At 66.4% G+C, this 22,955-nt stretch carries 17 protein-coding genes; 3 read left to right on the forward strand and 14 right to left on the reverse strand.

The features are described 5' to 3' along the window. The first annotated feature begins 8 nt into the window (after window positions 1-8). Entirely contained in the window at window positions 9-1,445 is a 1,437-nt protein-coding gene (locus PVW49_RS02050; protein ID WP_274565591.1) for an aldehyde dehydrogenase family protein, read from the forward strand. Between the two features lie 39 nt (window positions 1,446-1,484). On the opposite strand, the gene PVW49_RS02055 is transcribed toward PVW49_RS02050, so the two are convergent. After that, on the reverse strand, window positions 1,485-3,404 hold the full coding sequence (locus tag PVW49_RS02055; RefSeq protein ID WP_274589769.1) for an acyl CoA:acetate/3-ketoacid CoA transferase: 1,920 nt from the start codon (window positions 3,402-3,404) through the stop codon (window positions 1,485-1,487). Window positions 3,405-3,534: 130 nt separating this feature from the next. Between PVW49_RS02055 and PVW49_RS02060 the strand changes: the two genes are divergently transcribed. After that, on the forward strand, window positions 3,535-5,610 hold the full coding sequence (locus PVW49_RS02060; RefSeq protein WP_274589770.1) for an FAD-dependent oxidoreductase: 2,076 nt from the start codon (window positions 3,535-3,537) through the stop codon (window positions 5,608-5,610). On the opposite strand, the gene PVW49_RS02065 is transcribed toward PVW49_RS02060, so the two are convergent. The 8 genes from PVW49_RS02065 to PVW49_RS02100 all read right to left on the reverse strand — a co-directional run bounded on the left by PVW49_RS02065 (window position 5,580) and on the right by PVW49_RS02100 (window position 14,305). Next, the gene (locus PVW49_RS02065) at window positions 5,580-6,596 is read right to left on the reverse strand and encodes a LacI family DNA-binding transcriptional regulator (RefSeq protein ID WP_274565588.1); all 1,017 of its coding nucleotides are present in this window, start codon (window positions 6,594-6,596) and stop codon (window positions 5,580-5,582) included. The two genes, PVW49_RS02060 and PVW49_RS02065, sit on opposite strands and share 31 nt — an antisense overlap. 76 nt (window positions 6,597-6,672) lie before the next feature. Further along, a complete protein-coding gene (locus tag PVW49_RS02070) occupies window positions 6,673-6,990 on the reverse strand; it encodes a Dabb family protein (protein ID WP_274589771.1) in 318 nt (105 codons plus the stop codon). Continuing rightward, the gene (locus PVW49_RS02075) at window positions 6,987-8,579 is read right to left on the reverse strand and encodes a GMC family oxidoreductase (protein WP_274589772.1); all 1,593 of its coding nucleotides are present in this window, start codon (window positions 8,577-8,579) and stop codon (window positions 6,987-6,989) included. The genes PVW49_RS02070 and PVW49_RS02075 overlap by 4 nt, the downstream gene beginning before the upstream one ends. Before the next feature lie 27 nt (window positions 8,580-8,606). Then, a complete protein-coding gene (locus PVW49_RS02080) occupies window positions 8,607-10,100 on the reverse strand; it encodes a GMC oxidoreductase (RefSeq protein ID WP_274589773.1) in 1,494 nt (497 codons plus the stop codon). Then, window positions 10,101-11,213: an ABC transporter ATP-binding protein gene (locus PVW49_RS02085; protein WP_274589774.1), complete on the reverse strand. Its 1,113-nt coding sequence runs from the start codon at window positions 11,211-11,213 to the stop codon at window positions 10,101-10,103. It abuts the gene before it with no gap. Window positions 11,214-11,217: 4 nt separating this feature from the next. Continuing rightward, the gene (locus PVW49_RS02090) at window positions 11,218-12,099 is read right to left on the reverse strand and encodes a carbohydrate ABC transporter permease (RefSeq protein ID WP_048530126.1); all 882 of its coding nucleotides are present in this window, start codon (window positions 12,097-12,099) and stop codon (window positions 11,218-11,220) included. Beyond that, complete coding sequence (locus tag PVW49_RS02095; RefSeq protein WP_048530128.1) at window positions 12,099-12,998, reverse strand: carbohydrate ABC transporter permease; 900 nt, start codon at window positions 12,996-12,998, stop codon at window positions 12,099-12,101. The genes PVW49_RS02090 and PVW49_RS02095 overlap by 1 nt, the downstream gene beginning before the upstream one ends. 59 nt (window positions 12,999-13,057) lie before the next feature. Then, window positions 13,058-14,305, reverse strand: coding sequence for an ABC transporter substrate-binding protein (locus PVW49_RS02100; RefSeq protein ID WP_274589775.1), 1,248 nt, complete (start codon window positions 14,303-14,305; stop codon window positions 13,058-13,060). A gap of 262 nt (window positions 14,306-14,567) precedes the next feature. Between PVW49_RS02100 and PVW49_RS02105 the strand changes: the two genes are divergently transcribed. Then, window positions 14,568-15,611: a LacI family transcriptional regulator gene (locus PVW49_RS02105; protein ID WP_074834516.1), complete on the forward strand. Its 1,044-nt coding sequence runs from the start codon at window positions 14,568-14,570 to the stop codon at window positions 15,609-15,611. 114 nt (window positions 15,612-15,725) lie between these two features. On the opposite strand, the gene PVW49_RS02110 is transcribed toward PVW49_RS02105, so the two are convergent. The 5 genes from PVW49_RS02110 to PVW49_RS02130 form a co-directional block, all read right to left on the reverse strand. Further along, window positions 15,726-17,252: an aldehyde dehydrogenase family protein gene (locus tag PVW49_RS02110; RefSeq protein WP_274589776.1), complete on the reverse strand. Its 1,527-nt coding sequence runs from the start codon at window positions 17,250-17,252 to the stop codon at window positions 15,726-15,728. 3 nt (window positions 17,253-17,255) lie between these two features. Beyond that, window positions 17,256-18,023, reverse strand: coding sequence for an enoyl-CoA hydratase/isomerase family protein (locus PVW49_RS02115; protein WP_274589777.1), 768 nt, complete (start codon window positions 18,021-18,023; stop codon window positions 17,256-17,258). After that, on the reverse strand, window positions 18,020-19,591 hold the full coding sequence (locus tag PVW49_RS02120; protein ID WP_274589778.1) for an acyl CoA:acetate/3-ketoacid CoA transferase: 1,572 nt from the start codon (window positions 19,589-19,591) through the stop codon (window positions 18,020-18,022). The genes PVW49_RS02115 and PVW49_RS02120 overlap by 4 nt, the downstream gene beginning before the upstream one ends. Continuing rightward, complete coding sequence (locus PVW49_RS02125; RefSeq protein ID WP_074834522.1) at window positions 19,588-20,592, reverse strand: Gfo/Idh/MocA family protein; 1,005 nt, start codon at window positions 20,590-20,592, stop codon at window positions 19,588-19,590. The genes PVW49_RS02120 and PVW49_RS02125 overlap by 4 nt, the downstream gene beginning before the upstream one ends. Window positions 20,593-20,731: 139 nt before the next feature. After that, a complete protein-coding gene (locus tag PVW49_RS02130) occupies window positions 20,732-22,909 on the reverse strand; it encodes a hypothetical protein (RefSeq protein ID WP_074834524.1) in 2,178 nt (725 codons plus the stop codon). Window positions 22,910-22,955 lie beyond the last annotated feature (46 nt).

Genomic DNA, 22,955 nt, shown 5'->3' on the forward strand with positions numbered 1-22,955 from the left:
ACACCGACATGACCACCTATTATCAGGCGTTCATCGCCAATGAGTTCACCGATGCCGCCGGCGGCGACCGTCGGCCCGTGCGCAATCCGGCGACCGGCGCGGTCTGGGCCGAGGTGCCCGAATGCGGCCCCGAGGATGCCCGCCGCGCGATCGACGCCGCCGAGGCCGCCCGCCGCGACTGGGCGGCGCTGCCTTCGGTCAAACGTGCCGAATACATCTATCGCGTCGCCGAGGCCCTGCGCACCGAACGCGACCATTTCGCCCGGCTGCTGGTGATGGAGCAGGGCAAGCCCTTGGCCGAGGCCGGGGCCGAGGTCGACGATACCATCCGCTACATGACCTATGCCGCCGAGGCCGCGCGGCGCATCCAGGGCGAGATCCTGCCCTCTGACCTGCCCAATGAACAGTTGTTCATCTACCGCGTCCCCTATGGCACGACGCTGGGCATCTGCGCCTACAATTATCCGCTCGCCCTGATCGGGCGCAAGCTCGGGCCGGCGCTGGTGACCGGCAATGTCATGGTGATCAAACCGCATGAGGCGACCCCGGTGACCGGCAGCGAATTCTGCCGGCTGGTGCGCGACGCCGGCCTGCCGGCGGGCGTTGTCGGGCTGGTCACCGGCGGCGGGGCCGAGCTGGGCGCGGCGCTGGTCTCCAATCCCGCGACCCGTCTGGTCAGCGTTACCGGATCGACCCGCGCCGGCCAGGCCATCGCGGCGGCGGCGGCGCAGCACCTTGCGGCGCTGTCGCTGGAACTGGGCGGCAATGCGCCGTTCATCGTGCTCAAGGACGCCGATCTCGATGCGGCGGTCGAGGCGGCGGTGGTGGCGCGATATGCCAATGCCGGACAGGTCTGCATCTGCAACGAAAGCGTGCTGGTCGAGGACAGCGTGGCCGAGGCCTTTACCGAGAAATTGCTTGCCCGCGCCGCGCAGGTGAAGCTGGGCGACCCGATGCAGGATGCGGGCATGGGCCCGGTTTCGACCGAGGGCGCGCTGAGCCGGATCGAGGCGCTGGTGGCACAATCCGTCGATGCGGGCGCACGGGTCGCGCTGGGCGGCAAACGCGGCAGCGGCGATTTCGCCAGCGGCAATTGGTACGAGCCGACCATCCTGCTCGACGCCCAGGCCGACACGCCGGCCGTTTCCGAGGAAATATTCGGCCCCGTCATGCCGGTGGTGCGCATCGGCGGGCTGGACGACGCGCTTCGCATCACCAATGCACGCCCCGACGGGCTCTCGGCCTATCTCTGGACCCGCGACGCCGGCAGCTACATGCGCGCCATCCACGAGATGGAGACCGGCACGATCTTTCTCAACAAGGGGATCTCGGGCTATGTGCAGGGCTATCACAACGGCCACAAACGCTCTGGCCTCGGCGGCGAGGACGGCATTCACGGCCTCGAGGGCTTTTTGCAGAAACGCACGGTCTACATGCAATATTGACGCCGGGCGGGGCGGACACCGGCAGGCGGGGCAGGGCCCTCAGCCCTCAAGATAGGCGCGGGCCTGTTCCGCCGTCTCGTAGATATGGGTGCGCGCCTCGGGAAAGACCTCGCCCAGCTTCATCCGCATGAAGGCCGAGCCGGAATAGCGCGAGACCTTGGCGTAAAAGCGCGCGTGCAGATCTGCGACCATCCGCGCCCAGGGCTTTTCCAGCGCCTCGTCGATGCGGAAGCCGTCGTAGTTGACCACCACGTCGACCTTGCGGCCGAGCGGCGCGCAGCGCTCTTCGACAAGACGGCCGACGCGGTCCACCTCGGCCTGCGACCGCAGGCGCATCTTTTCGAAATTGAGGAAAAGCTGGCTGGAGGCGGCATCCAGCGCCACGCGATCCGGCAGGTCGAGATGCAGCAGATCGGTGCGCAGGTCCATCTCGCGAGGCCGAAAGATGCGTGCGTCCATCATTGCCACTTCGCCGACAATCGGCCGCACCTCCATCTGGCCGAGAATATCCCGGTCGAGATCCACGCCGGGGGCGATCTCGGTCAGGCGCAGGCCCTCCGGCGTCAGCTCGAAGACGCAGCGTTCGGTCACATAGAGCACCGGCTGGCCCAGCCGCGCCGCGCGGGCACCGGAAAAGGTGACCTGCTCCACGTCGCGCAGAAACTTGCGCGCCGCGCCTTCGCGGCGGATCTGCACCGCGCCGTCCTCCACCGCCAGCTCGAGTCCCTTGGCAGTGAACGTGCCCGCAAAAACCACCGCACGGGCGTTCTGCGAGATATTGATGAAGCCGCCGGCGCCGGCCAGCCGAGGCCCGAAGCGCGAGACGTTGACGTTGCCCAGCCGGTCGGCCTGCGCCAGCCCGAGGCAGGTCATGTCGAGCCCGCCGCCGTCGTAGAAATCGAACTGCGCATTCTGCGGGATCACCGCGTCGGTGTTGACCGCCGCGCCGAAATCGAGGCCCGAGGCCGGCTGGCCGCCGATCACCCCGGGCTCTGCCGTCAGGGTCAGATGTTCCAGCAGGCCTTCCTCGGCAGCGACAGCGGCCACGCCTTCGGGCATGCCGATGCCCAGATTGACCACACCGTTCACCGGCAATTCGAAGGCGCAGCGTCGGGCGATCACCTTGCGCGCGTCAAGCCGCATTGGCGGCATGTCTCCGGCCGGGGTGCGCATCCGGTTGGTGAACCCCTGCGAAAACCCGGTGGCATAAGTCTGCACATGATGCTCGGGCTGCGCCACCACCACGGCATCCACCAGAATGCCGGGGATCTGGACCTCGCGCGCGGGCAGGGTGCGGGCGCGGGCCACCCGTTCGACCTGAACGATCACCACGCCGCCGGCGTTCTTCACCGCCATCGCCTGCGCCAGGTTGTCGATGGTCAGCGCCTCGCGCTCCATGGTGATATTGCCGGCCTCGTCGGCGGTGGTGCCCCGCAACAGCGCCACCGACAGCCGCTGCGCCCGATAAAACAGCAGCTCCTCAGTGCCGATCTGCATCAGGTCCAGCTGCGGGTCGGTTGAGATATCGTTGATCGCACCGCCCCCATTGCGCGGATCGACAAAGGTCTCAAGCCCGACCTTCGACAGCATCCCCGGCTTGCCGGCCGCGATATCGCGGTAGAGCTGACTGATACAGCCCTGCGGCAGGTTCCAGCCCTCGATCTTGCCGGCCACCGCCAGCGCCGCCACCTTGGGGATCAGCCCCCAATGCCCGCCGACCACCCGACGCAGCAGTCCCTCATGGCCCAACCGGTTGAGGCCGCGGCATTTTCCGTCGCCTTGGCCGGCAGCAAAGACGAGGCCAAGGTCGCGCGGCTGGCCGGTTTCGAGAAACCGCGCCTCGAGCGCGGCAAGCAATTCGTCGGGCACGCCGATGCCGACAAAGCCCGAGGTGGTGAGGGTATCGCCGCTCTGAATCAGGGCGGCAGCGTCAACGGCGGAAACGACCTTGTTTGTCATGGCCTCAGCCTAGGGCCGCGCCGCGACATCGTCCAGCGCCAGACACCGCCGAGGTCGCGTCTTGACAGAAGCGGCGCCATTCAATACGCCTGAATGGAACGTTCCAATAGATCAGTCAGGCCGGACAGAAATGACCCAGACAATCCCGCAAGACATCCTCGATGCGTTGACCGACGTCGATATGCCGCGTCTGGCGCCCGAGCCGGGTTTCGACGACAAGCTGTCGCTGGCCGGGCATGTCATTCCGGTGCATCGGGCCGGCGCCATGGTGGTGGGCAGCGGTGCGGCGGGGCTGCGCGCGGCGGTGGAACTCAAGCGGCGCGGTGGCGATGTGAGCATCGTCAGCCAGAGCGCCTGGGGCGGCACCTCGGCCTGTTCCGGCTCGGACAAGCAGACCTTGCACACCGCCAATACCGCCGATCAGGCCGACAATTTCAAGGAGATGGCCCGCGCCATCCGCTCGGGCGGCGCGATGGACGAGGACACCGCCTATATCGAGGCGGTGGGCTCGGTCCGGGCGATGGCTTCGCTGCAATTTCTCGGTCTTCCGCTGCCGCAGGACGGGTTGGGCGGCACCCTGCGCTATCAGACCGACCATGACGAGGTCGGCCGCGCCACCAGCTGCGGGCCGCGCACCTCGCGGCTGATGGTCAAGGTGCTGGCACAGGAGGCGCTCCGCCTGGGCATCGGCTTTTCCAACCAGACCACCGCCGTACGCATCCTGAGCGACGGCCATCGGGTCACCGGATTTCTCGCCATCCGCCCGAAGGACCGGTCAGAGCAGAATCCGCTGGGCCTCGCGCTCTTTCGCTGCGAGGCGCTGGTGCTGGCGGCGGGGGGACCGGGCGAGCTCTATCGCGACAGTGTCTTTCCCAACGGCTGTTTCGGCTCGCTCGGGCTGGCGCTGGAGGCCGGGCTCGAGCTGGTCAACATCACCGAGAGCCAGTTCGGCATCGGCACCCGGCGCGAGGGTTTTCCCTGGAACCTGTCGGGCACCTATGTGCAGGTCATCCCGCATATCTATTCGCTCGACGACGCCGGGCAGGAGCGCCATTTCCTCGCCGACTATTACCGCAGCACGCAGGAACTGGCCTCGAACGTCTTTCGCAAGGGCTATCAATGGCCGTTCCATGCCGCGCGGATGCTCGATTTCCGCTCCAGCCTTGTCGACCTGGCGATCTTTCGCGAGACGCAGAAGGGCCGGCGGGTGTTCATGGACTTCAATCGCAACCCTCTGCCGGTGCCCGGCGACGCACCGTTTGACCTCGACCGGCTGGATGACGACGTGCGCGGTTACCTGCGCAATGCCGGGGCCGATCAGGCGCTGCCGATCGACCGGCTGCGGCACATGAACCCGCTCGCGATCGAGCTTTACCGCCGCTACAAGGTCGATATCGCCGCCGATCCGCTGGAATTCGCGGTGAACAACCAGCACATGAACGGCGGCATCGCAGTCGATCCCTGGGGGCGGAGCAATCTCGCCGGGGTCTATGCGGTGGGCGAGGCCGCGGGCACCCATGGCGCCACGCGGCCGGGCGGGTCGGCACTGAATGCCGGGCAGGTCTTTGGCACCCGGGTTGCCGAACATATCGCGGCGGCCGGGCGTGCCTCGGTGCCGGCGCAGGGCCTGGCTCCGGGCGTGGCCGAGGCGGTGGTGGCCATCGACGCGCTGTTGCGGCCGGAAACCGGGGTGCCGTTGCAGGAGGTGCGCCGCGAGGTGCAGGCGCGGATGAGCGACACGGCCGGCATTCTCTGCACCGCAGAAGAGGTGCGCGCCGCCTTGCGGGACGCCCGCGCCTTGAACGCACGCATCCGGGCGCAGGGCATCGCCTTTGGCCGCAGCAGCGAGGCCGGCCGGGCGCTGCAATGGCAGCAGATGGCGCTGGCCTCGGAGGCGGTGCTGGCGGCGCTCGATCACTACATCTCATCCGGCGGCGGCAGCCGGGGCGCGCGGGCAATCTGCGATCCGGCCGGCACCGCTTTGCCGATGTCGGTCCAAGGCCCGCTGGAAGACGTGCGCTTCCGCCCCGAGCGCGAGGACGACAAGGCCAGCCAGATCACCCTGCGGATGGCGGGCGGCAGGATGACGCTTGCCACGCGGCCCAATCGGGCGTTCGACGAAGGGGCCAAGGCGTTTTTCGAGCGCGACTGGCCGGCCTGGCTGACCGGGGCGATCTATGACCTGCCGTCGCCGCCGCTCGACTGACGTACCACCAGGCTCACCGGCGTCCGGGTTTCCCCCGGCGGCGGGGTGCCTTTGTCGAGCCAGCCGATCACCGTTTCCGCCGCCTGCGCGCCGATCCGGGCAATGTCGCAGCGCACCGAGGTGAGCGTGGGAAAGCATTGGGCCGCCTCGGAAATATCGTCGAATCCCACGAGGCGGAAGCCTTGCCCGACGTCGCGACCCACTTCCTGAAAGCCGGACAGCATGCCCAGCGCGACGAGATCGTTGAAACAGACGGCGGCATCGACCTGCGGATGTGTCTCGGCCAACCGTCTTGCCGTCTCGCGGCCGAATTCGCGGGTCGACTGGCCGGTCAGCATCACCGGCGTCATGCCGGCCTCGGCCAGCGCCGACAGATAGCCGTCCTGGCGCTCTTCCGTCACCGCCCGTCCCTCGAGCCCGCCGACAAAGGCCACCTGCCGCGCGCCTCCGGCCAGCAGATGCCGGGTCGCCTCGCCGCTGCCCCGGGCGTAATCGGGCGCGGTGAGGGGGAAGAGATCGAGCCGGTCGTCGACCCGGCGCAGCATCTGCATCGCCGGAATTCCGGCGCGCGCGATGGCGTCAAAGGTCGCCCGCGTCTCGCCATAGGCCGGGCAGAGGATCAGCGCCGAAACACCATGTTCGATCATCGAGCCGACCACCTGGGCTTGCAGCCCCGGGTCTTCGTCGGTGTTGGCGATGACGGCGGAATACCCTTTGTCGGCCAGTGCCATCTGCAAGGACGTGGCGAATTCGGTAAAGAACGGGTTGCGCAGATCATTGATCACCAGCCCGACCAGACCGGCGTTCGACGAGCGCATGTTGGCGGCCGATCGGTTGTAGACATAGCCGATCCGCGCCATCGCGGCGCGCACCTGCTTGCGGGTCTCGTCGCGCACCGAGGCGCTGTTCTGCAACACCAGGCTGACGGTCGATTTCGACACGCCCGCCTCGCGCGCGACGTCGATGATGGTCGGTCTGCGGGTCATTTCTGTGCTCTTCCGCCGTTCTCCTCGGATCAACTTGCCATAGGCTGGTCCGAGGGCAAACGCCAGTCGTGACCGCTCAGGCGCCCGCGACCTCCAGGTCGAAACAGAGAATGCCGTTCTTGCCGCCCTGGGCGTGTTCGGTCAGCTTGGCGCCGGCAATCTGGTGATCGGGATGGTCCTGATAGGCCTGCAACCCGTCCCAGTCGGTGAAATCGGCAATAAAGCCGTGCATGTAGCCGCGCTCCATCTTTTCCGGGCTTTCGCTCTTGCCGGCCGTGATGCCGAGGCAGGCGGGCAGCTTGTCCTCGATCTCTTTCAGTTCGGCAAACAGCGCGGCGATCTTCGCCTCGCTCACCTCCGGTTGGAACCGGATCAATACCACGTGTCGGATCATGCTTTCATCCCGTTGTCTGATTTGATCATCTCTGCCGCTTTTTCGCCGATCATGATGGCGGCGGCGTTGGTGTTCGAGGAGATCACCGTCGGCATGATCGAATTGTCGACCACCCGCAGTCGCTCGATGCCGTTGAACCGCAGGCGGGTGTCCACCACCGCGCCGTCATCCACCCCCATCCGACAGGTGCCCGCGCAATGGTGCGAGGTTTTGGAATGGATGCAGATGAAATCGAAATACGCCTGATCGGTCTTCACATCCGGGCCGGGCAGGCGTTCGGCCAGGATGTATTTGGCCAGCGGGGCTTGCGACAGGATCTCCTGCGTCAGCTTCAGCCCGCGGATCGACATCTCGCGATCCAGCGGGTCTTGCAGATAGTTCGGATCGATCAGCGGCGCCTTGGCCGGATCGGCGTTCTGCAATCGGACGGTGCCACGCGAGCGCGGGCGCAGGTAGCAGGAATTCAGCGTGATCCCGCCCTGCGGCATGGCGGCGACCCCATGTTCGATGCCGGTGCCGAGGCCGAGGTGGAACTGGATGTCGGGCGAACGCGCGTCGGGATCGGCGTACCAGAAGCCGCCGGTCTCGAACAGCGACGAGGCCACCGGCCCCTTGCGGCCCATGACATATTGCAGCCCGGCCAGCGCCGCCCAATGCGGCCGGGCGTAGCGGTCATAGCTGTAGGGGCCGGACAGCTCGCTGATGCAGTAAAGGTCGAGGTGGTCTTGGAGGTTCGCACCGATCTCGGGCTGGTCGGCCACCACGTCGATGCCGAGCTGCGACAGATGGTCCGCCGGTCCGAGGCCCGAGAGCTGCAAGAGGCGTGGCGAGCCCACGGCACCGGAGCAGAGCAGCACCTCGCGATCCGCCATCAGCCGCGTGCCGTCCATCATCTCGACGCCGGTGGCGCAGCCACGCTCGACCAGCAGCCTGCGCACCTGCGCGCCAAGCTTGACCGTCAGGTTCGGGCGCCCGCGGTTCGGGGTGACATAGGCCATCGCCGCCGAGGAGCGCCGCACATTGCGCTGGGTCAGCTGGTAATAGCAGACACCATCTTGCGTTTCGCTGTTGATGTCGGGGTTGCGCGGAATGCCAAGCGCGGCGGCGGCTTCGAAATAGGCCTCGCAGATCGGCAGCGGCGCGCGCGGTTCGCTGACCCCCAGCGGCCCGCCCTTGCCATGGAAGGCGTTCTCGTAGGTCTCGTTGTCCTCGGCCTTCTTGAAATAGGGCAACACGTCGTCATAGCCCCAGCCGGTGCAGCCCATCTGTCGCCAGTCGTCGTAGTCCTGGGGATTGCCGCGGGTGTAGATCTGGGCGTTGATCGCCGAGCCGCCGCCGATCACCTTGGCCTGGGTGTAACGGAACACCTTGTTCTGCATGTGTTTCTGCGGAACCGTGTCCCAGCCCCAGGAGCCGATGCCCTTGGTCATCTTGGCGAAGCCGGCGGGCAGGTGGTAGAACGGATGGCGGTCGCTGCCCCCTGCTTCCAGCAGCAGCACCCGCGCCGAGGCGTCCTCGGACAACCGCCCGGCCAGGACCGAACCGGCCGAGCCGCCGCCGATGATGATGAAATCGTAACCTTTGGACATGGGGTCTTCCTGAGTTTGGGACGGTGGTCAGCCCGCGAGATCGTGCTGGCGCAGATGCGCCCCGGCCCGCAACGCCAGCGCCGCTACGGTCAGCGCCGGGTTCACCGCGGCCGAGGTCGGCAGGAGCGCGGCGTCGGTGATGAAGAGGTTGGGGTGGTCGTGGCTGCGGCCAAAGCTGTCGGTGACGCTGGCACCCGGGTCATCGCCCATCCGCGCGGTGCCGCATTGATGCGACGGCGTGCGCCGATCAAAGGGTTTCGCCACAACCACCGGATAGCCTGCCTTGCGCAGCAGCCGCTTGAGCCGGCTGACCAGCGCGGCATGGGCCTGCATGTTCGAGCGCTGCCAGTCGAGCACGATCTGCCCGTTTTTCAGCGTCACCCGGCTGGCGGGGTTGGGCAGATCCTCGGACATGGCATAAAGGTCGATCGAGCGGGCGGCGATCCAGTCGGCCAGCGGCCCCGGCAGGCCGGAGCTGGCGCGCAGGATCGGACCCGAGATCTTGCCCAGCAGCTGGATATTGCCCAGCGGTTCGCCGCCGGGCCCGCCGGTGAGGTAAAAATCGTTCAGCATAAGGGTCTTCTGATAGACCGACGGGTTCTTGCGCAGCGGGTGCAGGGCCAGAACCGCCGAGCAATTGTGGTTCATGAAATTGCGCCCGACCTGATCGGAGCGATTGGCGAGCCCGGTGGGGCAGCTCTCGTCCGCCGAGGCCAGCAGCAGCGCGGCGCTCTGCACCGCGCCGGCGGCCAGGGCGACGAGGCCGGCCTCGATCACCTCGCCGCTCTCCAGTTCGACACCGCGCAGCCGGTTGTCCGCGCCGCGCAGCAGCCGCCTGACCCGCGCCCCGGTGCGCAGTGTCACGTTGTCCTGCGCCAGCGCCTGGGTCAGCGCGGCGCTTTCGGCGTCACGTTTGCCGCCATTGGTGTCGGGAAAGGCATCCCAGGGCGTCCTGGCCCGCGACAGCCAGCGCTCCAGATCGACCGCCAGCGGCACCGATGACGGATGCAGGCCGAGCGCGGCCAGCCGGTCGCTCAGATCGGCGATGACCGGTTCATGCGGCACCGGGCCAAAGGGATAGTCGCGGGCATGCGGCGGTTCCGTCGGGTCGTCGCCGGTCTTGCCGCGCACGCTGTAGAGCCGCTCGGCCTCGCAATAGAATGGTTCGAGATCGGCATAGGAGATTGGCCAGCCCGGCGTGGTGCCGCCGATGTGGCGCAGGGGGCGGAAATCCTCGGCGCGATAGCGGATCAGCGCGCCGCCGTAGAATTTCGAGTTGCCGCCGACATTGTAGTAGTTGCCAGGATTGAAGGCGCGGCCGGCCCCGTCGAGCCATTGTTCGTCCGGGCGGTAATGGCCGCGCGCAAAGATCGCCTCGGGATCGCGATCATGTTCCGAAGGGCGCAGATGGTGGCCGCGTTCGAGGATGACGATGCGGCGGCCGCTCGGCGCCAGGCTGGCGGCGAGCGTTGCTCCGCCGATCCCGGAGCCGACGATCACGATATCCGCCGCCGCGCTCATTCAGGAAATCCGCAACTCGGTTTCGGGATCGAAGGCCACCGCCTTGTCCATGTTGATGGCAAAGGGGAAGCTTTGCCCGGCATGGACATCCACATCGGCGCGGAACCGTCCGGTGACCTCCTTGCCCCCGAGCTGGGTGACGACAAAGGTGTCCGAGCCCGCCGGTTCGGTCACTTCCACATGCGCCTCGACGATCTGCACGGAACGGCTGTTGCGGTCGGCGCCGTCGCGGTCGGTGATCGCTTCGGGGCGCAGGCCCAGCACGATCTCGCGGCCGTCGTGCGCCTCGAACCCCTTGCCTTCGGGAAAGGGCAGGGTGGCCTCGGTGCCGTCGGCCAGCCCGGCCATGGCCACCGCGCGTCCGTTTTCCACCGCGATGCGGGCGGGGAAGAGGTTCATCGAGGGTGAGCCCATGAAGCCCGCCACGAACATGTTGGCCGGATTGTCATAGATCTCCTTGGGCGTGCCCAGCTGCTGCACATGGCCGCCGAACATCACCGCGATCCGGGTCGAGAGCGTCAGCGCCTCGATCTGGTCATGCGTCACATAGACGATGGTGGTATTGAGCTTCTGGTGCAGTTTCTTGATCTCGGTGCGCATGTCGACGCGCAGCTTGGCATCGAGGTTTGACAGCGGTTCGTCGAACAGGAAGACATCGGGGTCACGCACCAGCGCCCGGCCCATGGCGACCCGCTGACGCTGGCCGCCGGAGAGCTGGCCGGGTTTGCGATCGAGCAGGTGCTTGATCTGCAACAGATCCGCCACTTCGTTCATCGCCTTCTCGCGCTCGGGCTTGGGCGTGCCGTGCATCTCGAGACCAAAGACGATGTTCTGGCCGACGTTCATGTTGGGGTAGAGCGCATAGCTCTGGAACACCATGGCGATGTTGCGCTCGGCCGGCCGGACGCCGTTCATCGACCGGCCCTTGATGGCGATGTCGCCCGAGGTGACCTCTTCCAGCCCGGCGATCATGTTGAGCAGGGTGGACTTGCCGCAGCCCGAGGGGCCGACGAGCACGAGGAATTCGCCTTCCTCGACCGAAATATTGGTCTCGTGCAGCACCTTGACCGTGCCATAGGATTTGGTGGCATTGTTGATATCGAGAAATCCCATCGGATTATCCTTTCACAGATCCGGCCATCAGCCCGCGGACGAAGTAGCGGCCGGCGACGATGTAGACGAGGAGGGTGGGCAGGGCGGCCATGATGGCGCCCGCGAAATGGACGTTGTATTCCTTCACCCCGGTCGAGCTTTGCACCAGGTTGTTGAGGGCCACGGTCATCGGCTGGCTGTCGAAATCCGAGAAGGAGGCGCCGAACAGGAAGTCGTTCCAGATGTTGGTGAACTGCCAGATCACGCAGACCACGGCGATCGGGCCTGACGAGGGCAGCATGATGCGGCGGAAGATGGTGAAGAACCCGGCGCCGTCGATCATCGCCGCGCGCACCAGTTCGGTGGGGAACTGCTGATAGTAGTTGCGGAAATAGAGCGTCGAAAAGCCGATGCCATAGACCAGGTGTACGAACACCAGCCCCGGCACGGTGCCAGCCAGACCCGCCAGCCCCAGCATCCGCGCCATCGGAATCAGCACCATCTGGAAGGGGATGAAGCAGCCGAAGAGCAGCAGGCCAAAGAGCACGGTGTCGCCGCGAAACCGCCATTTGGTCAGCACATAGCCATTGAGCGCGCCCAGCACGGTCGAGATCGCGACCGCCGGCACCACCATGACGATGGAGTTCCAGAAGAACGGCTTGAGACCCGTGGCCTCGACGCCGATCTGCGCCGTCGACCAGGCGCTTTTCCACGGCGCGACGGTCCATTGGTCGGGCAGGGACATCATCCCGCCGGCCTGGATTTCACTTAGCGGTTTCAGCGAATTGACCACCATCACGTAAAGCGGCAGCAGATAATAGAGACAGAACAAGGTGAGCAGGGTGTAGATCACGAAGCGCGTGCCGGCCCCGGTGCGCACCACGGTTGCGGTTGCATTGCTGGACATCACTTCTTCTCCCTGAGTTCGGAATAGATGTAAGGCACCATGATCGCGGCGATCGCCATCAGCATGATCGTGGCCGAGGCCGCGCCGATGCCCATCTGGTTGCGGGTGAAGGTGTAGGAATACATGAAGGTCGCCGGCAGTTCGGTGGCCGTGCCAGGCCCGCCGCCGGTCAGCGCGATAACCAGGTCGTAGGATTTGATCGCCATATGCGCCAGCACCACGAAGGCCGACATGAAGGCCGGGCGCAGTTGCGGGATGACGATCCGGCGATAGAGCGCCATGTTCGACGCGCCGTCGATCTGGGCCGCTTTCAGCACCTCGTTGTCGATGCCGCGCAGGCCGGCGAGGAACATCGCCATGACAAAGCCGGAGGTCTGCCAGACCGCGGCGATGACGATGGTATAGATCGCCATGTCGCCGTCCTTGATCCAGTCGAAGGTAAAGCTTTCCCAGCCCCAGGAGCGTACCACGGCCTGCAAGCCGATGCCGGGATCGAGGAACCATTTCCAGGCGGTGCCGGTGACGATGAAGCTGAGCGCCATCGGGTAGAGGTAGATCGTGCGGATGAAGCCCTCGGCCCGGATTTTCTGATCCAGCAGGATCGCCAGCGTCAGGCCCAGCGCGCAGCAGATCACGATATAAAGCGAACCGAAGATCAGAAGGTTGGTAACGGCAGTGTCCCAGGCGCGGATGCGGAACAGTTTGGAATAATTTTCCCAGCCCACCAGATCGTAGGAGGGCAGGATACGGCTGTCGGTGAAGGAAAGGTAGAAGGTGAAGATGATGAAGCCGTAGACGAAGATCAGCACCATCGCGAGGCTCGGGCTGAGAACGATTTTCGGCAGGGCTTCGCGCAGCCAGTCAGAACCGCCTCGGCGGGGTTTGGCAACCTGTGTCATGGGAGTCTCCGGGTGGCAGGGTGGGAAAGCGCACGCGGCGCTTTCCCGAAAGGTGCCGGTTACTGCGAGATTTCGACCGCAGTGACCAGCTCGTCGACGGCGGTTTCGCTGTCGTACTCGCCGTTGAAATGTGCGGTGATCACGTCATACATCGCGTTCTTGACCGCGGCCGGGTTGGCGTGGCCGTGGCCCATGGAGCCATAGAGGTTGCCGCTTGTCGCGGCCGCCTTGAAGTCTTCGTAGGCGCGTTGGCCGCAGGCATCCAGCGCGCTGGCGTCAAGGTCGGTGCGAGCCGGAACCGAGCCCTTGACCTTGTTGAAGGCGATCTGGAATTCCGGCGACATGATCGCCTTGGCCAGTGCCGCCTGTTCATCCGACACCCCGTCGCCCTGGCTGAACATGGCGAACTGGTCCGAGTTGAAGGTCACCTGATCCTGGCTGCCGGGGAAGCGGAAGCAGAGGAAATCCTCGCCCGGCACCTTGCCGGCGTTGAGGAATTCGCCCTTGGCCCAGTCACCCATCAGCTGGAATGCGGCTTCCTTGTTGATCACCATGGCGGTGGCCAGGTTCCAGTCGCGGCCCGAGAAGTTGTCATCGACGAAGCCGCGCAGGGTGCCCATGCGGTCGAAGACCTCTTTCATCTGGTCCGAGCCCAGCGCTTCGGGATCGAGATCGATCATCGAGGCCTGGTAGAACTCGGGCCCGCCGACCGACAGCACCACCGCGTCAAAGAAGGTGGCTTCCTGCCAGGCCTGGCCGCCATGCGCAAGCGCGGTATAGCCGGCGGCTTCGGCCGCTTCCAGGGCGGCGACGAAATCGTCCCAGGACTGCGGCTCTTCGAGGCCGAGCTCGTCCATGATCGCCTTGTTGGCCCAGACCCAGTTGGTCGAGTGCACGTTGACCGGGGCCGAGACCCATTGGCCGTCATGGGTGGCGAACTTTTGCAGCGCCGCCGGGATCACTTCGTCCCAGTTGCCCTCTTCGGCGATCGGGTTGAGGTTGGCCAGTGCGCCCTCCTTGGCCCAGTCGGTGATGTCAAAGCCCAGCATCTGCACGGCGGTCGGCGCATTGCCAGAAGTCACCCGCGCCCGCAGCACGGTCATCGCCTGGGTGCCGCCGCCACCGGCGACCGGCATGTCCTGCCAGCCGATGCCCTGACCGGCCAGATCCTCCTTGAGTACGTTGAGCGCCGCGGCCTCGCCGCCGGACGTCCACCAGTGCAGTACCTCGACGTCGGCCGCCATCGCCGGAGCGGCCCCGAGGCCGACCGCCATGGCCGTCATTTTCAGTGTCTTCATCATTGTCATGATCGTTCTCCCTGTTGTTGCGCCCCTCCCGGGCAGCCATATTAAAACGTTACAAATCGCTTTTCCGTCAAGCTTTAACTTTTCATTGAACCTCCGCGATGCCGTGATGGGCGATTTAAGCCACTGTTATTATATTAAAATCTCAAGAGCATGTGTCTGTCAGAATTTTTTCCAGAAAGATTTCAGTTGAATCGTTTTAAGTTTGCCGCTTACTCTGAAACCGATTTCGTCGCCCGCTGTGGCAGTTCGTGAAGTGGATCCCATGAGCCCCGACCCCCGATTCGACCAACCCAGGCCAACGCTGCGCACGGTCGCCGAGCTGACGGGATATGCGGTGGCCACGGTGTCGCGGGCGCTGGCCGACGACCCCAAGATCGCCAAGAGCACGCGGAAAAAGATCGCCGATGCGGCGCGAAAGGTGGGCTACGTCCCCGACCGTGCGGCGCGGCGTCTGCGCACCGGGCGCACCCAGGTGGTGACGCTGCTGCTCAACACCGATCACGAGTTCCTGGGCTTTACCCACGAGTTCCTGACCGGCATCACCCAGGGTCTGCGTGGCACGGGCTATTCGGTCACGGTGGTGCCCGACAGCCTCGGGCCCGATCGGCTGAGCCCGGTGCGCACGATCCTGCGCAACCGGCTGGCTGATGGCCTGCTGTTCACCCGCACCGAAAGCTTCGATCCGCGGGTGCGGCTGTTGATGGAAGAGGGCTTTCCCTTCGTCTGTCACGGCCGGACCGAATTTGCCCAGCCGCACGCCTGGGTGGACTACGACAACGAAGCCTTTGCCCGGGTGGCCGTCGACCGGCTGATCCAGCGCGGCCGCAAGCGCATTCTGCTGATCCCGCCGGCCGAGGATTTCACCTTTGCCCAGCACATCCGCTACGGCTTTGTCTCTGCGGCCCGCGCCGCCGGCATCGATCATGAGGTTGTCTCTTCGGTCAATATCGACAGCCCCGGCGCCGAGATCGCCGAAGCGCTGCGTGCGCGGCTGGCCCGGCCCGATCCGCCCGATGGCTATGTCTGTGTCGGTGAGGCGATCGCCCTGGCCACCATGGGGGTGCTGGCGGATGCCGGTGTGGTGCCGGGCATTGCGGCCGACGTGGTCGCCAAACGCGCCTCGCCGATCTTCGACAACATCCGGCCGCGGATCGAGACCGTCTTCGAAGACCTGCGCGCCACCGGCCAGACCATGGCCGAGATGCTTCTGCGCAACATGGATGGCGAGCCGGCGGGCGGGCTTCAGCACCTCTTTCCGCCGGGCCCGGCAAGCTGGCAGGCGTCCGATGCCACGGTCTCGGCCTGAGCCCGCCAGGGGCGGGCAGGGCGGACGGGCCATCGCTGTTGTCTGTTCGCTATCGCACCACATCAGGGTCTCCATCAGCTTCGGTCTTGGCCGCAGCCACGTTTCCGAAAAATGTCAGCCTGTCTTTACCCAAGGCGCCCGGCTGCGCCCGATGCGCATGACCAGCGATTTCACCTCGAGGAACTCCTCGAACCCGTAACGTCCGATTTCGCGACCCTGCCCGGATTCCTTCATCCCGCCAAAGGCGAGTTCGGGAAAGCCGTCCATCCAGGTATTTGTCCAGACCGTGCCGGCCTGCGCCTTGCGGCAGAAGCTCAAGCAGGTGTGGACATCCTCGCTCCAGACGCCCGCAGACAGACCGTAGGCCGAGTCATTCACCAGGGCAACAGCCTCGTCGAAATCGCGGAAGGTGAGCACCGAGAGCACCGGGCCAAAGACTTCGGCCCGCGCGATCTCCATCTCTGGCGTGACCCCGCGCACCACCGTCGGTTGATAAAATTGCTGGCCCAGGCCCGGCACTTCCATCATCCCGCCGCCGAGCATGACCTCGGCGCCCTGGTCTCTGGCGGCCCGCACATAGCCGTCGATCTTTTGCTGGTGATCGGCGGTGACGATGGCGCCGACCTGGGTGTCGGGGTGCATCGGGTTGCCGAACACCACCTGCCGCGACAGCGCCACCACCCGCTCGACAAAGGCATCGGCAATGTCCTCGTGCACGATGATCCGCGAGGAGGAATTGCAGCATTGGCCGACGTTGAAATAGACGCCGAAGGTCACCGCATCGGCGGCGCTTTCGAGATCGGCATCGGGAAAGATCACCTGCGGGTTCTTGCCGCCCAGCTCCAGCGCCACTTTCTTGAGGCTGTCGCCGGCGGACTTGGTGATCAGCTTGCCCACTGCGGTGGAGCCGGTAAAGCTCACCATGTCGACGTCCTTGTGGGTGCTCATCAGACTGCCCACCGGATCGCCGTGGCCCAGCACGATGTTGCAGACCCCGGCGGGCAGGCCGGCCTCGTTGAGCAGCTCGCCCAGCATAGCGGTGGTCGAGGGCGTCATTTCCGAGGGTTTGACCACGCAGGTACAGCCGGCGGCCAGGGCAAAGGGCAGCTTCTGGCTGAGGATCCAGAACGGGAAGTTCCAGGGCGTGATGATCGAGACCACGCCGATCGGTTCCTTCAGAACCACGCCGAGGATGTCGGTGCCCAGTGTGTTGTGGCTGTCGCCGTGGCTGGCCCGCGCGAGGCTGGCGGCATAGCGCCAGAGATCGGCCGCGCCGCCGCATTCGCCGCGGGCCTGGCTGATCGGCTTGCCGCTTTCCAGCGTTTCGATCACCGCCAGCCGCTCTTCGTTCGCCTCGATCAGATCGGCGACGCGGTTGAGTACGATGGCGCGCTCCTTGCCCGACAGGTCGCTCCAGCGCCCGTCGTCAAAGGCGCGGCGGGCGGCGGCGATTGCGGCTCCGGTCTCGCTGGCGGTGCCAAGCGCGGCGCGGCTGACCACAATGCCATGCGAGGGCGAGACCCGGTCGGAGGTGCGGCCATCGGCGCTGTCGTGATATTGCCCGTCGATGAAATGCCGCGCCGCATAAGGCGCCTCGGGCATTGCCACGGTCTGGTCGGTCTGGATGGTGAGGTCGAGCATGACTTACTTTCCCGAGAAATCTGGTGTGCGTTTGTCGCGGAAGGCGGCGACGCCCTCGGCGCGATCGTCGGTGGCGGCGATGGCGGCGCTGCCCAGCGCCTCGACCATGGCGGCCCGATCCTCACCTTGGGCGGCATGGATCATCGTCTTGGCAATTTCGACCGCGCGCGGCGAGAGGGCGACGGCGCGCTCCAGCAACGCCAGCGCCGCGGCGCGGGGGTCCTCGTCGACGGCGGCAACAAAGCCACAGGCCAGCGCCCGGTCGGCTTTGATGCGGTGCCCAAAGAGCGCCATCTCCTTGACCATCGGCTCGGGCAAAAGCCGCAGGAGCCGCTGGGTGCCGGACCAGCCCGGCACGATACCGACGCCGGCCTCGGGCAGGGCCAGAGCCGCCTTGGGGGCCATCACCCGCAGGTCGCAGGCCGCCGCCAGCTCCAGCCCGCCGCCGAAGGCATGGCCGTTGAGCACGGCAAGGGTCGGCTTCGACAGCCGCGCCAGCCGGTCAAAGATGCGGTGGCCGTCGCGTACCCAGTGGCGGGCGAATTCGGCCGGTGTCAGATCGCCCCAGCCGTTGATGTCGGCCCCGGTGCAGAAGGCGCGGTCGCCTTCGGCTGTGAGCATCACGGCAGCGATCGCTGGATCGCGCTCGATCCGCTCGAGATGCGTCGAGAGCGCGCCCAGCATTTCGACAGTCAGCGCGTTCATCTTGGCCGGGTTGTCGAGCCTGAGTTCGGCGATGCGGCCCCGTTGTTCGAACCGGACGCCGCTCATTGGCCCCATCCCATCGGCGCATCCGCCAGCAGTGACAGCGGCAGGGTGACGGCATCCTGGGCCACCCGGACCCGCCCGCCGGAGGCCGCGACGATATCGCGCGCGGGGTCGATGCCCGGCATGATCTCGGTGGCCACGAGACCCTGATCGGTCAGGCGGATCACGCAGCGTTCGGTGACATAGAGGATTTCCTGCTCTAGCTCCCGCGCGCGTTTGCCGGAAAAGGTCACATGTTCAACCGCTTCCACCATCTTGGTGAACTTGCCCGGGGCGGCGATCCGAATGCCCTGATCGGTCAGTTCGACCTTGGCGCCGGCCTCGAACCAGCCGGAGAAGACGATCTTCTTCGCCCCCGCCGTGATGTCGACGAAGCCGCCACAGCCGGCCGTCAGATAGGGTTTCTTGCCAAGTTTCGAAACGTTGACGTTGCCCTCGACATCGACCTCGAGGAAGGACAGGAAGGACACGTCGAAACCGCCGCCCTGGAAATAGATGAATTGCTGCGGCGAGGGCACGAAAGCATCGGCGTTGGAGGCGCAGCCAAAGGCGAAACCGGTCAGCGGCATGCCGCCCACGGCGCCCTGTTCGATGGCCCAGGTCACTGCCTCGGGCTGGCCCTCCTCGAGCAGGATGCGCGGCACCATGGCGCTGATGCCGAAGCCGAGGTTGGCCGACATGCCGGGGCGCAGCTCCATCGCCGCGCGCCGGGCGATGACCTTTTCGACACCATGTTCGGCCAGGGCAAAACTCTCCCAAGGGCGCATCACCTGGCCCGAGATCGCCGGGTCATACGGCGTCTCACAGGTCTGCTTCTGATCTTCGTCGATCACCACCAGATCGACCAGATGCCCCGGCACCCGCACATCATGCGGCCGCAGCGAGCCGCGTTTGGTGACCCGGCTGACCTGGGCAATCACCAGCCCGCCGTGATTGCGCACGCAGATCGCCTGTTCCAGCCCGCCCAGATAGGCGCCTTCGTGCTCATAGGTCAGGTTGCCGTGTTCATCCGCCGTGGTAGCGCGCAGGATGGCGACATCGGGCACGATATTTGGGAAATGCAGCCAGGTATCGCCATCGAACTCGACGCGCTTGACAATCGGCGCCGCGGCGCCCCGGTCGTTCATCGCGCAGCCTTCGCGGCGGGGATCGACAAAGGTATCCAGCCCCACCTTGGTCAGCACGCCGGGCCGCTTCGCCGCCGCCTCGCGGGTCATGTCAAAGAGGATGCCGGAGGGCACGTTGTAGGCCGCCACGCGGTCTTCGACGACCATCTTCCAGATCTCGGGCATCGGCTTGGACGAGGGGCCCGAGGGGTAAGAGCCGCCGAGAACCCGCGCCAGAAGCCCGTCCTTGGCAATGTGGTCGACGCCCTTGATGCCGTACATGTCGCCGGCGGCAATCGGGTGGATGGTGGTCAGGTCGCGCGGATGGCCCTCGCTGTCGAACCGCGTGCCGATGGCTTCGAGCATGCGGTCGGGGCAGCCCAGCGCCGATGAGGACGAGACGGTGACGACAGCGCCGTCGGGAATGCGTGCCGCCGCCGTTTCGGGGGTGACGATCTTGGTCATGAGGCTACTCCGTAATCGAGGCTTTGGCGGGTGCCGCTCTGCGCGGCATCGCGCACCGCCAGCGCAATCATCAGCGATTTCAGCCCGTCGGTGCCCGAGGCGCTGGCCTCACGACCGTCACGCGCGGCCGCTTCGAACCGGCGCACGGCGGTCTCGTAAAGGCTGGTCGTGTCGAAGGGCAGGGCGCTGCGGCCCGCGGCGGTGATCAGCTCCAGCGCGCCTTTCGGATCCTGCGCCATGACATCCCGCGCGATCAGCGAGCCTTCGGTGCCATGCACCTCGAGCCCCGAGGTGGTATGCGGGTGGGTAAAACTCTCGTGGCTGAACACCATTGCGCCCGAGGGCATGCTCCAGACCGACATGGCGCTGTCTTCGACGCCCTGGCCCATGCCCGAGACGGCGGACTCGGCGATTACCGACGCCGGGTCTTCCTGCAACAGGAAGCGCACGGTATCGGCGTTGTGCACGGTGATGTCGGGGATCACCCCGCCGCCGGCCGCCGGATTGTCGAGCCGCCAGCCGCGCAGATGCTCGGGCAGGTGCACGGCATGAAAGACCCGCAGCGACAGGATACGGCCCAGCCGGCCCGAGGCGATGGCCTCGCGAATGGCACGGTGGCTGCCGGCGTGGCGCAGGTGGTGATTGACGCCGAGAGTGACACCCGCGGCGCGCGCGGCGGCGATCATTTCCGCGGCCTCAGCGACACTCAGGGCCAGCGGCTTTTCGCAGAGCACATGCTTGCCGGCCGCGATCGCCGCCATCGCCTGGGCATGGTGCTTTTCATTGGTCGAAGAGATGTAGACCGCCTCGACCGCCGGATCCTCCAGCGCGGCGGCCAGATCGGTGCCGCTGTGCGGAATGTCGTGGCTCTGCGCATAACGTCTGGCGTGATCCTCGGAACCGCTGACCACCCAGCGGACCGTGCCACCCTCCTGCGCGCGCAGCGCGCCGATCATGTATTGGCTGGCGATCGTACTGGCGCCGGAAAGTGCCCAAATCACGCTCTGCCCTCCTGTTCGTTGGAACGTTCCATATCATTAGTGGAACGTTCCACATCGAGTCAAGAGGTTTTCCGTTTTCCGGCCTTCACGGGCGCCTGTTTGTCGGCAGGGGCCAATGCTGCATTGACGCGGCACCTGCTCAGAACGGGGCGCGTCTTATCCGCCCGACCGAAGTGAAAAGCCGCAAGCGCGTGGCGGTTCGCGGCGCGCTTGCGATTTCCAGCCCCGCGCTCTGATCGATCCTGACCGTCGTTCCCGCCGCGACGTCCAGCGGCAGCGGGGTGATCCCGATCCGGACCGTCCCATTGACGAAAAGCCCGGTGGCATAGACGCTGATGAGCCTGCCGTCCGGCGCCGCGATATCCAGCCTGTCGCCGGCGTTGATATCGTGCCAGGGATCGCTCAGCGCCTCGATCGGGAGCCATTGCGCGCCGGCATGCGCCGCCGCCCGCGTGCGCGTGGCAAAGACCTGACCTTCGGCAAAGACCGCTGGCCCGCCTCGGTCCGGCGGCCCGGTGCGGCGCTCGGCCGTGCCGGCAAAGACTGGTCCCTCCAGCCGCCCAAAGGCGTGGTTCTGGCTGTGGATCAGCCCGTCGTACCGATGAATGCGCGCGGTCCAGCGGCCTTCGCCCCCGAGCGCGTAAAGCGCCTTTCGCGCGCCGGTCAGCCAGCAATCGCCCAGATCGACCCGGCCACGGAACTGGCGCAGGCGGATTGCTTCGAGCGTGCCCTGCACCGCCGCGATGCTGTGGCCCTCGCAGGTGACGTTGAGCTCGCCATGGCGCTGCACGGCGATGTCGGTGCCGGGATAGGTTTCGAATTTCGACGTGCCGGTGCCCTTGTAGAGCACGCCATAATATTCCGTCTCCGGATCGGGCGCGATCTCGATCGCGGTCTGGTGGCCCACCCGGATCGGCGCGCGGTTCACCCGCCCGCGCTGGGCCGGATTGGCAAAGGCATCCGAGACATCGCCGACCCCGATCCAATAGGGATGGCTGACCCCGACATGCTCTGCCCGGCCGACATGAGCCCCGGCCACGGCGGCCAGTTCCCAGCCCTTGGTAAAGCCATGTGTCGCCCGGTCGATCGGGCTGAGAAACTCCAGCGTCACATTCTCCGGGTGCCAGGTTTCGGTCAGCGGATAGCCGGCCTTGTCGAGCGTCTCGCGCCCGGCGGGCGGCCGGTAACGGCCGCTCCAATGGGCCAGAAACAACATGTTGCTCGGCGTGTTGGTGCGGCCGAATGTGCCGACCTGAAACACCGGGCTGTCGATCCAGCCGACTGCGGCGGTCAGGATCGAGGGGTCGCTGTCGACATAACGGTCGTTCTCGTCGCCCCGCACCGAGGCCGCACGGCACACTCGCGCCCGCAGCCGGACATCGCGCCGGCGCGGCTGGGCCTCGGTGGTGTAATAGCCGGTGATCGCCCCGGCCACGACGCCATTCTGTCCGCGGTTCGCCGGTTTCGAGCCGTAGTAGCTGTACCGTCCGATGATCCGGTCACCCTCCCAGGCGGCCCCCGAGGCCGCGAGGTTCAGGCCGCATTGAAAGGTCTGGAAATCGGTCCAGAGCACGCCGCTGTGCCGCCATTCGGCGGTCAGGTCGAACTGCCGGCAGATGTCGATATACTGGCCCGCCTCCGGCCGGTAATGTAGCACGCCGCCCAGCCCGTCGGGGGACAGCTCGATCTCATAGTCGGCGGGCGACAGCTCGACATGCACCTGCTCGGCCAGCGCGGCGCGGTCCAGCCCGGGGTCATGGCGCAGCGCTGCAAAGACCTCGGCACGATAGAGCGCGACGCGGATTTGCTCGGGCCGCTCTGCAAAGAAGGGAAAGGCCCAGCGGTCCTCGCGGCCACCGGCCCGGACGCGGCTGTAGCTGCGCACCAGGTAATCGCCTTCGGCCCGGCAGCGGCCGGCGCCCTGCGCGCGGGCATAGCGATCGGCCAGCAGGAAGCCGTTGATCGCATTGCTGCCGCCCGCGCGCAGCGGCCCGTAGACGGCGCCGTTCAGCCCGTCGAGGTCGCCCTCGCGCAGCTGTCGCCAGCGCAGGTCGGGCAGGGCGCCGAAATGCTCCGGCCGGGGGGCGCCCAGCGGCACCACGTCGGCCATGTCGGGGATCCAGCGCGCGCCCGGTTGCCAGAGATAGCCAATGCCGCCGGCGGTAAAACGCTGGCCCGCGTCCAGCCGGCCGCCCGCCGCGCGCCAGGCCCGGGCGGCGTCTCTTGTGGCAAAATCCGGCGCATCGCCGGCGGCCCGCGCCGGGCGCAGGAACGGCGCGGTGGCGGCGGCGGTCAGAAATCTGCGGCGGTTCAGCATCGGCAGGCCCTTGAAGGTCTCGTCGCCCCAGCTTGCCTGCCTGAGC

This window comes from Marinovum sp. PR37, assembly GCF_028807375.1.
Classification (GTDB): domain Bacteria; phylum Pseudomonadota; class Alphaproteobacteria; order Rhodobacterales; family Rhodobacteraceae; genus Marinovum; species Marinovum algicola.